Source organism: Microseira wollei NIES-4236 (assembly GCF_020521235.1).
In the GTDB taxonomy this organism is placed as follows: Bacteria; Cyanobacteriota; Cyanobacteriia; order Cyanobacteriales; family Aerosakkonemataceae; genus Microseira; species Microseira wollei.
Genome location: NZ_BLAY01000062.1, coordinates 1 through 14234, shown reverse-complemented (window position 1 = coordinate 14234; position 14234 = coordinate 1). Strand labels below are relative to the sequence as shown.

Annotated in this window: 11 protein-coding genes; 4 read left to right on the top strand and 7 right to left on the bottom strand. The window is 44.2% G+C overall.

What is annotated here, in order from left to right; translation table 11 throughout:
* Nucleotides 1-94 precede the first annotated feature (94 nt).
* Complete coding sequence (locus MiSe_RS20600) at nt 95-496, top strand: response regulator (RefSeq protein WP_226584447.1); 402 nt, start codon at nt 95-97, stop codon at nt 494-496.
* Nucleotides 497-534: 38 nt separating this feature from the next.
* On the opposite strand, the gene MiSe_RS20595 is transcribed toward MiSe_RS20600, so the two are convergent.
* Both MiSe_RS20595 and MiSe_RS20590 read right to left on the bottom strand, forming a co-directional pair.
* On the bottom strand, nt 535-720 hold the full coding sequence (locus MiSe_RS20595; RefSeq protein ID WP_444980527.1) for a hypothetical protein: 186 nt from the start codon (nt 718-720) through the stop codon (nt 535-537).
* Between the two features lie 107 nt (nt 721-827).
* Nucleotides 828-1085, bottom strand: coding sequence for a hypothetical protein (locus MiSe_RS20590; protein WP_226584445.1), 258 nt, complete (start codon nt 1083-1085; stop codon nt 828-830).
* A 284-nt stretch (nt 1086-1369) separates the two neighbouring features.
* Between MiSe_RS20590 and MiSe_RS20585 the strand changes: the two genes are divergently transcribed.
* Nucleotides 1370-1918, top strand: coding sequence for a DUF2854 domain-containing protein (locus tag MiSe_RS20585; RefSeq protein ID WP_226584444.1), 549 nt, complete (start codon nt 1370-1372; stop codon nt 1916-1918).
* 305 nt (nt 1919-2223) lie between these two features.
* Here MiSe_RS20585 and MiSe_RS20580 read toward each other — a convergent pair whose 3' ends face one another.
* The 3 genes from MiSe_RS20580 to MiSe_RS20570 form a co-directional block, all read right to left on the bottom strand.
* Nucleotides 2224-2469, bottom strand: coding sequence for a hypothetical protein (locus MiSe_RS20580; protein ID WP_226584442.1), 246 nt, complete (start codon nt 2467-2469; stop codon nt 2224-2226).
* Entirely contained in the window at nt 2420-2584 is a 165-nt protein-coding gene (locus tag MiSe_RS20575; RefSeq protein WP_226584439.1) for a hypothetical protein, read from the bottom strand. The genes MiSe_RS20580 and MiSe_RS20575 overlap by 50 nt, the downstream gene beginning before the upstream one ends.
* Before the next feature lie 373 nt (nt 2585-2957).
* The gene (locus MiSe_RS20570; protein ID WP_226584436.1) at nt 2958-3215 is read right to left on the bottom strand and encodes a CRR7 family NDH-1 assembly protein; all 258 of its coding nucleotides are present in this window, start codon (nt 3213-3215) and stop codon (nt 2958-2960) included.
* A gap of 277 nt (nt 3216-3492) precedes the next feature.
* Between MiSe_RS20570 and MiSe_RS20565 the strand changes: the two genes are divergently transcribed.
* Entirely contained in the window at nt 3493-4476 is a 984-nt protein-coding gene (locus MiSe_RS20565) for a YegS/Rv2252/BmrU family lipid kinase (protein WP_226584434.1), read from the top strand.
* 669 nt (nt 4477-5145) lie between these two features.
* Complete coding sequence (locus MiSe_RS20560; RefSeq protein ID WP_226584432.1) at nt 5146-7374, top strand: amylo-alpha-1,6-glucosidase; 2229 nt, start codon at nt 5146-5148, stop codon at nt 7372-7374.
* A gap of 923 nt (nt 7375-8297) precedes the next feature.
* Here the strand turns inward: MiSe_RS20560 and MiSe_RS20555 are convergent.
* Both MiSe_RS20555 and MiSe_RS20550 read right to left on the bottom strand, forming a co-directional pair.
* Nucleotides 8298-10136 carry a two-component system response regulator gene (locus tag MiSe_RS20555; RefSeq protein ID WP_226584430.1) on the bottom strand — a complete coding sequence of 613 codons (1839 nt, stop codon included), beginning with the start codon at nt 10134-10136 and terminating at the stop codon, nt 8298-8300.
* A 60-nt stretch (nt 10137-10196) separates the two neighbouring features.
* Nucleotides 10197-14234, bottom strand: a 4038-nt coding sequence (locus MiSe_RS20550) for a response regulator (protein ID WP_226584428.1), incomplete at its 5' end; no start/stop codon positions are given.

Below are 14234 nucleotides of genomic sequence, written 5' to 3'. Positions count from 1 at the left end.
TGGTTAACTAATCGCTCTGATGGTAGAGGCGAACCGCATTTAATTTTACTAAATTAGATGGATCAATTACTGCTGGGAATCATCTGAGGACATAATGTTGACATGCTCCCGTTCTAATTTACGTGTGCTGGTGGCAGATGACCACGAGTTAACCCGTTTAAGCTTAAAGTTAGCTTTAACTAGCCAGAGCAATATCCAGCTAGTTGGCGTGGCCAAAAACGGTCAAGAAGCCGTAGAAATGGTAAAAAATCACGAGCCTGATGTAATTATTCTAGATTTACAGATGCCCGTGATGGACGGTTGGCTTGCCTCCAGCCAAATCAAACAGATTAATCCTCAAACTCAAATCATCGCTTACTCGGCAATGGAAGAAGCGCAGGCTGCCGCAATCAACCCAGCCGCCTGCGTAGATGCATTCTGCCGCAAAGACACCAATACCCAAGATCTGATCTCGCTGGTCAAGGAGTTAGGCACTAAGAGCAGCATTGAATCTTAATTCAACGGCTTTTGGAGTAAACAGGCAAGCTTGATGTTTTATTGGGTGTCGGTTTCGCCAAAAGTGCGTTTAAACTCCTCGATCAGATCGTCCATTTCTTCCAGTGCTTGGTTTACGTCTATTCTCAGGGTGCCCAAGTCTGGTTGCTCCAACAGCCGCAACAAAGTATCGCGCTTGCTTTCAATCACGGCAATTCGTTCGCGAATCGTTTTTGGGTCTATCATATTTTTGCTTAACTACACCAACCATCAGTTTAATTGACTGGCTCTGGTTGAGCGCAACATATATCATTTTTAAGTTTATTTGTCAAGATTTGGCTCCAAGGAAGCTTTTAGCGTAAAAATGGTGGTCTTTGAGTTTCTTGAGGTTTATTCTTCACAGATTCGGCGATAAATCGCTTCAGCGCCTTTTCGCGATTTTTCATGAAAGCAGTCCAAAACCCTGGTTGAAACTCATCCATCGTTTTGGCTAAAGCCCAAACATCGACAGCCAGGATGTTATACAGCGTTTCATCTTCCCTCTTAAGCGAGTTGATCTGCTCGAATAAGGCACGCGCCCCATTAGGTTGCCGATCTTCATTAGAAGTCATGTGTAGGCCCTTTGATAATAATTAAAGTTAGCGCTGCTTTGGCTTGCTACCAGTATTCTTCCCAATTTTTCCCAACACAGACATAGTACCCTTCCAGCAAGGATAAAACCTATGACCAAAGTCAGCGTACAGGAGAATCGCGTTCGCGCAGCTAGCCCTTGGCATATCGCACCGTCGCCGCCAGTATTGGGCACTGTTTGAATCGCTACGGGTGCGTGTTGCCTATATCTTGTCACCGATACAGGGAAAATAATAAAGATTGCTAATTTTTGTATCTATCCAACATGTTACGTCAAATTTCTTTGGCAACTTTAGGCTTGGGGCTGGGTTTCGTTTTAACCTCCGTGGGAGTGTACGCCTACGTTGCCGATTACGCCACCCTGAACTTGGCAGGATTCTTCTACGGGATTCCACTGATTTTGGGCGGACTGGCGCTGAAAACAGCGGAACTCAAGCCAGTGCCGTTTTCTCAACCTACCACTCCAGAGGTGCTGGCGCTGAGGGAACAACAAGCAACTACAACTCAAAATAAAATCCGCAAAGACATTACCCGCTATTGCTACGGTCAAGTCGCCCATTTAGATCGAGCGCTTGCCTACTTGGGTTTGGGTTCCTCAAACGAACAACTACCCCTGGTTGTGGGGATACGCGAAAGAGCAACTGAAGGTGCTTACACTTTGGTGCTGGAATTTGAATCCCCGCAGGTTTCCTTTGAAAGCTGGCAAGAAAAGCAGCAGAAAATGGAAAAATACTTTGGCCCCAATATCAAAGTAGAGTTGACCCAACCCGATACCGATCGGGTGGAAATGGCGCTGATTAAAACTGCAGCGTAAAGAATTAGTAGCCCAAGTTGCTAGTTATATCAAATCCGGTTGCATCGGTAGCGTAAACAAAGGAAGGGTTTAAAGAGATATCTCATGGTTCCACGGATTGATTGGTAAAACCCGCCCCTACAGCATAAAAAACTATATAACCCAAGTTGCTAGTTATAACTTGTGACAGCGGTAATTGCTCGCTTGCTAATTGCTAATGGCTAATTGCTAATTGGGTTAACAGGCTTTTGCCTTCTTGACAACTACCCATTAGCCATTAGCCATTAGCCATTACCAGTACCGCTTGATGTAACTAGCAACTTGCGTTATATACAACCTTTTCGACCGGACTTGAGATCAGAAACCGGGTTTCTGCGTAGAGAAACCCGGTTTCTTTGCGTCAGTCCCGATCTTACCGTCCCGACTTCGGAGTCGATGAATCGGTAGATCCTGGTTTGCGATAGCTTGCCCAGGATGCTCATCACCCGATCCGAATTGGGTACTGGCGTCAGGCGACTCCAATCATCGACCTGAGCAAATCCGATGGCGTAAAACTTGCGGATTTCTGCCATCACCCCCTCGCGAGTACCGATAATCAAAAACGAGGGTGCGTTCCCGTTCCGGTTCTCCTGCGTCAGAATTTGGACGCGCAGATCCGCTAGAGTCCGACAAAAACTCTTCTGCCATGATATTTTCTCCTATTTTTTGGCTGGGAAATCCAAAAAATCTAGCCACCCCGCAGGCAGCGCAAAGCAGGGTGGCTCCAGAGAATGTTAAAATTCTCAATTAGCCTCCCGACTGTTTTTGGCAGTTTGGGGGGTCAAGCTGTCCATTGCCGTTTGCAGCGGCTTTGGATAGCGATTCTAGGTTTTTGGGTGGACAAGGGTTGCTGTCGATGAACTAGAGCAACCTTAAACAGAGACAATAGCCCGATTGGGGACAACTGTCAAGATCCCCGTGGCGTTGCGTTACCAAACTTTATTAATTTTAGATTTGAGATTTTAGATTTGAGATTTTAGATTAAATCTGCAATCTGCAATCTCAAATCTGCAATTACCAATTACTTTTCGAATCGCACCGCATACCACTGCAAATACTGTCCTGGACCGACATCGAGTTCGCAGGAAGTTTCGAGCAAATACTGAGCTTGTTGTTCAACCGAAGTATATTTTTGCAGATCGCGGGGTAAATCATCCTGTCGCTGCGCCAAAATCTGCTTGAGCTTTTCTAACAATTCCTCCGGCATCAGGAATTGTTCGGTTTGGTTGGGTTCGAGGACGACAAAAGCATCCTGGTTATACATTAACGGGTCTGGCATTTTTGGTTTTTATTACTTGGGATAGTCGCGAAGGGTGACGAGCCGCTGTTAGTTTAGTGGCAGTAAACGTCAGATGCAAGGGTTATAGGCTGCTGACATTACAGCAGATTGCAAGTGAGTGAGGGAAAGCCTTAAGGCGTCGTTTGTGTAGCGGGTGCACAAATACCCGCTACACAAACTCTCGGTGTACCTCATGCGCCTGCTTTCCCGCTATAACCGCAGCGCTTGAGAACAAACAGCGCTGTCACTTTTTATCATCTAATATCTGAAATTGATTATGACCCGTTCTGCTTGCCTAATCTTTAATCCTGTAGCAGGTCAAAGCGACCCAGACCAAGATTTAGCCCAAATTCGCAAAATTTTGGCGCCAGAGATCGATTTAGAAATACTTCTGACCACAGCAGAAGTGGACGCTGACGAATTGGCAAAACGCGCGATCGCGCGCGGGGTGGAGGCGCTGATCGCGTCTGGCGGCGATGGCACCCTTTCGGCGGTTGCTGCTGCTTTGGTGGGAAGCAATATTCCTTTAGGAGTAATTCCCCGAGGCACTGCCAATGCTTTTGCCTCTGCTTTAGGTCTTCCCGATACCATCGCAGCTGCCTGCGAGACTATTTTAGGCGGGGCGACGCGCCAAGTCGATGCCGCTTTCTGTAATGGCAAACCGATGGTATTGTTAGCCGGGATTGGGTTTGAAGCAGAAACGGTGGAAAAAGCGAACCGAGAAGCCAAAAATCGCTTTGGTTTGCTCGCTTATATTTTGGCTGGATTTAAACAGCTGCAAGAAATGGAAGCATTTGAGGCCGAGATCGAAACCGAGGATAGAATTATCACAGTAAACGCCGTTGCCGTCACGGTTGCCAATGCTGCACCGGCTACCTCGATTTTGGCGCAAGGCCCTGCTGGTGTGATTGTCGATGATGGTTTGCTAGACCTAACGGTGGTAGCACCAGCGAATGTAGCAGGAGCGATCGCAGCTTCGTATCATTTATTCCGCACCGCACTTACCGGCAATGCTACCAATCGAGATGATATCGGTTATCTGCGCGCCAAACGCTGCAAAATTACCGCAAATCCGCCCCAAAAAGTTGTTTTAGATGGAGAAATTGTCGGTACTACTCCCCTTGAAGTTGAGTGCATTCCTAGAGGATTAACTATTTTAGTGCCGCCAGTAACCGTAGAAATGCCACTTGAAGAAAAACTAGAGGGACTGCCAGGATTAACGGTTGAATATAAACTCGAATCCTTGGAACAAGCTTTATAACCCTAGTTGCAAGCTTGCTAATTGCAAGCTTGCTAATTGCTAATTGCTGATGGGAAGATTTGGCAGTTATACCATTAGCCATTAGCTATTAACTCAATTTGCTAGTTATCTCATGCATAGCACCTAATGGCGTTCCCAGGCGACCGCCTGGGTCACGAGGCTAATGGCTAATCTCAGTAAAAATCCTATATTAGCAATTAGCAATTAGCCAGCTTGCAACGCCCTTGTTTATAAATAGCAACTGGCGTTATATATCAAAAAATGGTTAATTATAGCCAAAAAAATTTGGTTTTCTTAAGATTTTCAGTTAAATTAAAAAAATCAATAAAAAAGAAACTAAATCCTAGCAAATGTCCGAAATTTTCGTTATGAATAGATTTATAGAAAGATGGTCGATCGGGCTGCTTAAACGTTCAATTTTGTCAACCTTCAAGCAGCCTGCATATGGTGTCCGTTTGTGCGATATCGTATGTTTTCGGTGCTGTAGGTGCGGGTTTTACCAATAACTTTTGAGAGAGACAAATAACCCAATTAAACCGACCCCACCCCGTCGCCCCATACAATATCGATGCCACCGGATATCCATCGTGTAATTTTGTTGACACCAGCAACCCGGTCAGCAAAATTTCGTCTTTTGGAAACCTTAGATTGGAGAGAAAACAGCTAGTAATGTCACCGAATATTATTGAACTCGAAGGTCAAACTTTTATCCCCGCCGAGGAATTGCCCACCCCAGAGTGGCCTTGCGTCGTCAACGAAGAACCCCAGCCAACGCTTACACTCAAAGACGATGACATGTTTTTGGTCACCGATACCCTGGGCAATATTGCTTGTAATTTTAATTTAAGAGATGACATATCAGCCAGCATGGGGCTGTTTTGCAACGATACGCGGTTTCTTTCGCGCCTGGAGTTGCAAATAGAAGGTCGCGCGCCGGTTTTACTCAACAGTACCGCCGATAAAGGATTTATGCTTTCGGTGTTGTGTACGAACCCAAAAATTGAAGGGCGTATCAATGCCGACACCTTGGGAATTCGGCGCGAAATCGTTCTCAACGGCGCGCTGTTTTCAGAAATAGAGGTATGTAATTACAGTACCGGCGCGGTTAGTTTTGAACTCAGCATCACGTTTGACGCCGATTTTGTCGATTTATTTGAAGTCCGGGGATTTTCGCGGCAAAAGCGGGGTCAACTGTTGCGCGCGGTGCGCGAGGGCAAACCAGCTCAAGAAGAAACGGGCAATCTGACGCTAGCTTACCAAGGTTTGGATGGCTCGGTGATGGAATCGCGCATCGAGTTTCACCATCGCACGCCAGACTCGTTCCAGGGATACACGGCAATTTGGCAGCTGGAGTTGCAGTCCCATGAAAGTATTAAATTGGGTTATCGGCTGCAAATGTTTATGAATAACCGTCCCGTTTCGCGAGTTGACGCACCCGTTACTTTGGTGCAAGCGAAGGCGGCGGAGTTAATGGAGGAGCAACATTGGGTGCATCAGAGTACGCGGATTAGTTCGGATCGGAGTATGTTTAACCAAGCGATCTCGCGTGCGGAACAAGATGCTTACTTGCTGCGGCAGACTTTTGGTAAGGGAAAGGTGCTATCTGCGGGAGTGCCTTGGTTTTCCACGTTGTTTGGACGCGACTCGATTATTGCGGCGTCGCAAACTTTGATGCTGAATTCGGCGATCGCAAGAGAAACCCTCACCATCCTAGCCGAATACCAAGGCAAAACCGACGATGATTGGCGCGACGAGCAATACGGTAAAATCTTGCACGAAATTCGCTTTGGCGAAATGGCGCGCTGTCAAGAAATACCCCACACGCCTTACTACGGTACCGTAGACGCGACGCCGTTGTGGTTGATGCTTTATGCCGAGTATTATGCTTGGACTGCGGATATTGAAACTTTAGATCGGTTGTGGCCCAATGCCTTAGCGGCGATGGATTGGATCGATCGCAATTGTGCGGAAACTGGCTATCTCAGCTATTCCTGTCGTTCTAATCGCGGTTTGGTCAACCAGGGGTGGAAAGACTCTGGTGATTGTATGATCAATCGCAAAGGACAGCTGGCATCGCCGCCGATTTCCTTGTGTGAAGTGCAGGGTTATGTTTATGCGGCGAAAGTGCGTCTGGCGGAAATTGCGCGGCTGAAAAAGCGAATCGATTTAGCAGATCGGTGGCAAGAAGAAGCAAGGGATTTAAAAACCCGGTTTAATCGCGATTTTTGGCTAGAAGACGAGGGTTTTTGCGCCTTGGCATTGGATGGCGATTGCCAGCGAGTTGATAGCATCACTTCTAATCCAGGGCATTGTTTGAGTTTGGGCATTCTGACGCCAGAGCGTGCTTATAGCGTCGCCGAACGATTGCGCGCGCCGGATATGTTTAACGGATGGGGAATTCGGACCCTGAGCAGTTTATCCCCCGCGTATAATCCGATGGGGTATCATATCGGTTCGGTATGGCCTCACGACAACGCCCTAATCGCGATGGGGTTGCGTAGTCTGGGGTTGATCGATCAAGCTCTAGAATTGGCGCAGGGGTTGATAGATATGACCCTGTATCAACCTTATCAGCGTCCGCCAGAACTATTCTGCGGTTACGAACGTAATGGTGACAGTACTCCGGTGCGGTATCCCGTCGCTTGTTCCCCCCAAGCTTGGGCAACGGGCAGTATTTTTCAGCTGCTGCACATGATGATCAATTTGGTTCCCGATGCGCCGAATAACTGCTTGCGAATTATCGATCCGGCACTGCCAGAATCGATTTCATCTTTACGGCTGGAAAATTTAAAAGTTGGTGCTACTTTGTTGGATTTGGAGTTCCAGCGGACGGGAAACACAACTTCTTGTCGCGTGGCTAAAAAGCGAGGGAATTTGCGAGTGGTGATTGAAGCTTAGTTGTTTTGATCGCATCTTAGGGGCGCGGCAGAGGTAGGATTTTGGCCTGTACCACAAGACTTTTGATGCCAAACACCTTTGTTTCTTTCATAGAAACGGTGATTTGCGTAATATCATGTCCTCTTGCAACGGTTGTGTAACTGCTAATAGCTAATCGCTAATGGCTGCTCTTTTGGCAATTGAAAAGCGAGCAATTAGCAATTAGCAATTAGCCATTTTTCAGAGAAACGGTGATTTGCGTAATATCATGTCCTCTTGCAACGGTTGTGTAACTGCTAATAACGCAAGTTGCTAGTTATAAACTTTGGCGTTGCAAGCTGGCAAGCTTGCTAATTGCTAATCTTGGATTTTTACCAATCTCGCCATTAGCCATTAGCCATTAGCCGCTCCCAGAGAGATAACTAGCAACTTGAGTTAATAGATAATCGCTGGCTGCTCTTTTGGCAATTGAAAAGCGAGCAATTAGCAATTAGCAATTAGCCATTTTTCAGAGAAACGGTGATTTGCGTAATATCATGTCCTCTTGCAAAGGTTGTGTAACTGCTAATAGCTAATCGCTAATGGCTGCTCTTTTGGCAATTGAAAAGCGAGCAATTAGCAATTAGCAATTAGCCATTTTTCAGAGAAACGGTGATTTGCGTAATATCATGTCCTCTTGCAACGGTTGTGTAACTGCTAATAACGCAAGTTGCTAGTTATAAACTTTGGCGTTGCAAGCTGGCAAGCTTGCTAATTGCTAATCTTGGATTTTTACCAATCTCGCCATTAGCCATTAGCCATTAGCCGCTCCCAGAGAGATAACTAGCAACTTGAGTTAATAGATAATCGCTGGCTGCTCTTTTGGCAATTGAAAAGCGAGCAATTAGCAATTAGCAATTAGCCATTTTTCAGAGAAACGTTGATTTGCGTAATTCCTGGCAATGTTACCGCGTAAAGTGTTTTTGATAAAAGCTTCTAATCACTTCCGTTGCCGCTTGAGGATCGAGGGGTTTATATAACAAATACCCTTGTACCCAATTACATCCAAGTTCTCGCAGTTTTTCTAATTGAAATTCTGTTTCTATACCTTCTGCTACTACTTCTAATCCCAGGTTTTTAGCCAGCATTAAAATTATTTTTATCGTCGCCGTATCCCGGTCTTCTGGAGTTAATTGAACTACAAAAGAACGGTCTATTTTTAAAGTATGAATTGGTAATTCATGCAAGCGACTCAACGAAGAGTAGCCCGTCCCAAAATCATCTATACATAACTCTAAACCCATGCTTTTCAATAAATTTAAGTCGAGGTTAGGATTGTTTAACAGACAACTTTCGGTAATTTCTATTCTGATGCAATTCTGAGTCACACCTGTTTCTTGCAAAATTTCTGCGAGTTTTTCAAACAGATTGGCTTGATTAAACTGTACCGGGGAGAAATTGATGTTAAGGCTGAGGGGAAAGTCGGGAAATTCAGTTTGCCAACGTTGTAACTGGCTGCAAGCTTCGCGCACGATCCACCAGCCTAAAGGATTGATTAAACCTGTTTCTTCCGCCAGGGGGATAAATTGAGCGGGCGAGATTCTTCCCTTGGGATGATTCCAACGCAAGAGGGCTTCAAAACCTTTGAGTTCTCTGGTTTTTAAAGATAAAATTGGTTGGTAGTGAAGGCAAAATTCTTCAGAGCCAATCCCTTTCCGCAAATCGTGTTCCATCTGCATCCGAGCGAGAGCGGATGCTTGCATTTCGGGTGTAAATACCTGATAGCCACCGTTGCTTTCTTGTTTGGATCGATACATGGCAATATCTGCATCTCTGAGCGCATCCATAGGGTTTTGGTAACCCATTTTACTGGAAGTAATCCCGATGCTAGCCCCGATAACAACTTCGTAATCGTTGAAGTTAAATGGCATGCTTAATTGTTCGAGCAATTGTCGCGCAACTTCTGTAGCTTCTCCTGTTTCTAACAATATGACAAACTCATCCCCACCCATCCTGATTGCGGTGTTGGGTGCTTTCAAACAAGCTTGCATTCTGACTGCAACCCATTTTAAAAGTTCATCTCCGGTTATATGTCCCAGACTATCGTTAATCACCTTAAACCGATCCAGGTCAACAAACAGCACGGTATAACTTAAATTCGCTTCAATTAAGTTTTTTAACCGCTTAATTAACCAGACGCGATTCGGTAATCCCGTCAAAGAATCGTGGAAGGCATCGTATTCTAATTTTTCTTGACTTTTGCGTAATTCATCGAGTGCTTGAGAAAGTTCTGCGGTTCGCTGTTGTACCCGTTGTTCTAATTCTTCGGTGAGTTGTTGCAAGGCGGCGCGAGCTTTTTGATGCGCGTCAATTTCTTCTTTTAAACGCGAATTTTGCCGCTCCAAGGTGATATTTAAACGTCTGACTTCTAAGTGAGTTTTAACGCGGGCTAAAACTTCTTCAATTTGAAAGGGTTTGGTAATATAATCTACCGCTCCAAGGGACAAACCTCTAACTTTATCAACCGTATCGGTTAAAGCGGTCATAAATATAACCGGAATGTCTTTTGTTGCGGGATTGGATTTTAGGCAATCGCATGTTTCAAAACCATCCATTCCCGGCATCAGTATATCTAGCAAGATCAGCGCTGGCGGTTTATATTCGATTTGTTTAATCGCCGTTTCGCCACTCTTTGCAACCGCAACTGTATAGCCAGCGTCGGTCAAAGCTTGGGATAAAACTTTCAAATTGTTGGGAGTGTCGTCAACGATTAATATAGGTTCTTTTTGTGGCGATTGATTCATAGTTCTGCCCCCGGATTTTTACTCAATTAAAGTTCTGGGATTGAACCCACCCCTTCTAATTTAACCGGGGTTGATATAAGATTCAAGAAAATGTAAGATTTTTTCGACTTCAAACTCTTGGGCGAATTGTAAAATTTTTGTACAGAAGGGAACAAATTCTTCATTTTCTTGTTCAAGTCTTGACGCTTCTTCCTCTACCTCGAAAATCAGTCCTTGTCGCACTAGATCGTACAGTCGGGCGAGTGCTTCTGCGGGTGGTGGTACGATCGTAGCGAGCTGGTGTGCATTTTCTATCTCTGGTGGGAGTTGAGGATTTTTTTGTTCATAAATCCATTCCAGTCCTAAATGCAGTTGTAATTTTTCTAACATATTTTCTAGGACGACTGGTTTAGAGAGAAAATCGTTGCTGCCTGCTTGGATGCTCTTTTGCCGATCGATATTATAAACGCTGGCAGAGCAAGCAATTATCGGAACTGCTTGAAATTCCGGTAACCGCCGCAACTGGCGCATCATTTCAAAACCGTCTAATACTGGCATAACGAGGTCGATAATTATTAGGTTTGGTTGTAGCGCGCGAGCAATTTCTATACCTTCCTCACCGTTGGCAGCTTCTGCAATAATAAAACCCAGGGGTTCGAGCATATTTTTCAAAACGGCGCGGTTTTGCCATTTGTCGTCTACTACTAAAATTTTCTGCTGTTTTCCCTCGTAGCCAATAATCATTTCATTGTGCTTAGATTGACTTGATTTTGTGTTACCGACGATGACTGGTAAATCTAAATCTATCCAAAAAGTGCTGCCTTCTCCCAGCTGACTTTTAACGTTGATGGTAGACCCCATCATGTTAACTATTTTTTTGCTAATTGCCAGTCCGAGTCCAGTTCCTTCTACCAAACGAGCTTTATCGCCTACCCGTTCAAAAGGTAAGAAAATTTGTGCTATTTCCTCCTCACTCATGCCAACGCCAGTATCTTGAATTAGGAAGCGAATTTGACAAATTGGTAATCGGTTATCATTGGCTTCATTACCTATTACCAATGACCCATTACCAATTACCTCTACCTTAAAAGTTACTCCCCCTTCTTCGGTAAATTTGATTGCATTACCCAGGAGATTAATTAAAACTTGACGCAACCGCTTTTCGTCAGTATAAATGCTCTTTGGTAGTTGCTTTGAAGGTTGGTAAGTAAACGAAATGTTTTTGGGTTCGGCTTTGATGCGGCAGATTTCTACAACGCATTGCAGGAAGAAATCAAAATCAATTTCACTGGGACAGAGTTCCATTTTCCCGGCTTCAATTTTGGAGAGGTCGAGAATGTCATTAATTAGAGTTAACAAGTGACCGCCGCATTGATGTATAATATTAATCGCTTCTTTTTGTTTATTTTTTAAACTGCTGTCTCGTTGCAAAATTTGGGTATAACCCAAAATGCCGTTGAGGGGGGTTCGCAGTTCGTGGCTCATATTGGAGAGGAATTCGCTTTTAGCAAGGCTAGCAGCTTCAGCGGATTTTTTAGCCGTTGCTAATTCCTGGGTGCGTTCTTTTACTTTAACTTCTAGGGTGTGAGAATAGTGTTCTAATTGCTGCTTGGTATGCTGCAAGTTGCTGTATAATAAAGCATTTTCAATCGAGATAGCAGCTTGAGCAGTAATCAGGTTGATTACTTCGATGCGATCGCTTGTAAATGCTCCTGTCGTTAAATTATTCTCCAAATAGATCAGCCCGCTCAGTTGAGCTTGATTTATAATTGGCGCACACAAGATAGATTTAGACTGATAAGTTTTAATATAGGGGTCATCGGTAAATCTTCCCATATTAGCAGCATCGTGGTTCACGACTATTTCTTTAGTCCGCGCTACATAATTAATAACCGAAACAGGCAGACAGTTTTCAACGGGAATAGATTGCAAAACAGCGATGTTTTCATTATCCACTGAACCGGAAGCTTCAATCAGCAATTGCCCTGACTCGTTCCCTGGATATGCCTGGGAATGTAAAATTAAATAGCCAACTTGTGCCCCGGCATTCTCGATCATAATTTTCATTAACTTAGCCAGTAACTTTTCTAGGACGATTTCGCCAGAAATCGCTTGAGATGCTTTAATCACCGTCGCTATATCTAAAATTTCCGTTGAGCTAGTGCTAGTAGTTATGTGACTGGTGATTGAATATTTAACGCTATTTTTCGTCCAATTTTCAGTGATTAAATGGGGATATTTATCTGACAATTTTTTGACTTTTGCCTGACTTCCCCAGCAGGTATAGCAGTAGCAAGCATCCCGCATATAAACTTGGGCAATTTTTTCTTTTCCCATATTTAAATAAAGTTTAGCTGCCAGCTCATTGCTAAGTGCTTCTTCTTGGATGTATTCGTTTTTTTTAGCACCGGCGATCGCGCGATCGCAATAGTCCATCGCTTCCAGATATTGCCCTAAAACTCGATGCCTTTCTGCCTCGACTAGAGCGTATTTATGTAAATAGTTCATCGGCGCGATATTCGCCCAATATTTCATTTTTTTCTGATTAACATTGACTCTTTTGATAATCTTTGCTTGCTCTTCACTTGCCAACTCTGGGTATACCATCAGTCGCGCTAGAGAATCGTAAAAATAGAAGACGGCAACTAGAGCTAACCCGGTTCCCCCATCCAGGTAAGTTTCTGCTAGGTTAGCGTAGGCGATCGCTTGAGAATACTCTTCAAATAAATAGCTAAGTATTAATTTATTTAAATATAAATATAACAGTCCGTAATAATCGTTTGCTTGCTCGTAAATCGGTAATTTTTCCCACTCATCATAAACTTTCCCCGTCAAAACACCTGGCAAAAGAGAACCTTCGATTAAATTCAAAATAGCCTGTCTATCTCGTTCGAGATAATTAACGGCTGTCAATTGTTTATGTTGAGCTAAAACCTCAGTGTAGGTTTTCATTTCTTGTTCTAGCTCGTTCAAAGGCTGTCCAGTTAAAAAAGAATAATAGCAATATTTTACAATGCTATACCCGGCACATTCAAAACAGCCGTTATCTTTGCCAATTTCATAGGCATTATGTAAAGGTTTTAAAGTAGACTTAAGATGAAATTTCCAACCTTGGATCGTTCCATAAACTAAATCGATCGTCCGAGCTAATATTTGCTGATTTTCTAATTTATCTAAAAGTTTTAAAGCCACCTGACCAAATTTATAGCCGGACTCAATCGATACCACCGAACCACAAAGGATAGCACCGTAATAAGCATAACTCAAGGGAGATACATCAGCATTACCATACTCAAGCGATAAGTTAACCTGCTGGGATATGATCGGCGGCAATAGTTGAGGATTGGCGGTATAAGCCGCAGCATTAGCACTCGCTAACAGCCGCATCACTGCCAGGGCAATTGGATCGGACATGGGGGGCAATTCTATTAAATCTAAAAATTCTTTTCCTGCTAATTTCGCTGCGGTTTCTAACAAAGCTTCATCCAAGTCTGCACGGCTTGGTTGCTTGGGAATATTTACCCCGAGTAACGAAACAGTTTGCCAAGCTATCTCAACGGCTTCTGGCAATTGTGTCTGTGCTATGCAAGCTTTAATTTTAACTTGAGAAACTTTCACTTTATCGAGTTGAGTTTTAGCTTTTTGCAGCACCACTTCAGTTAACTTACTCTGCTGTTGAAAGTCGCCATTGAGGTAGGCTGCCTCTACGGCTGATTCATAAAGTGCTAGGGTTAGATCGTAGGCACGCAGCCAGCTATTTTTTGCCAGCAGTTCTATCCCTGCATTCAAATATTTGGATGCCACCCCATAAGCAGAAGCTGCTAAAGCTTTCTGACCTGCAATTAAATTAAGAAAGGCAATTTCATTGAGTGGGATAGGCGTCGCAATTTCATTGAGTGGGATAGGCGTCGCAATTTCATTGAGTGGGATAGGCGTCGCAATTTCATTGAGTGGGATAGGCGTCCTCGCCTGTCTTTCTTTTCCCTCAGGTATCGCCTGTCTTTCTTTTCCCTCAGGTATCGCCTGTCTTTCTTTTCCCTCAGGTATCGCCTGTCTTTCTTTTCCCTCAGGTATCGCCTGTCTTTCTTTTCCCTCAGGTATCGCCTGTCTTTCTTTTCC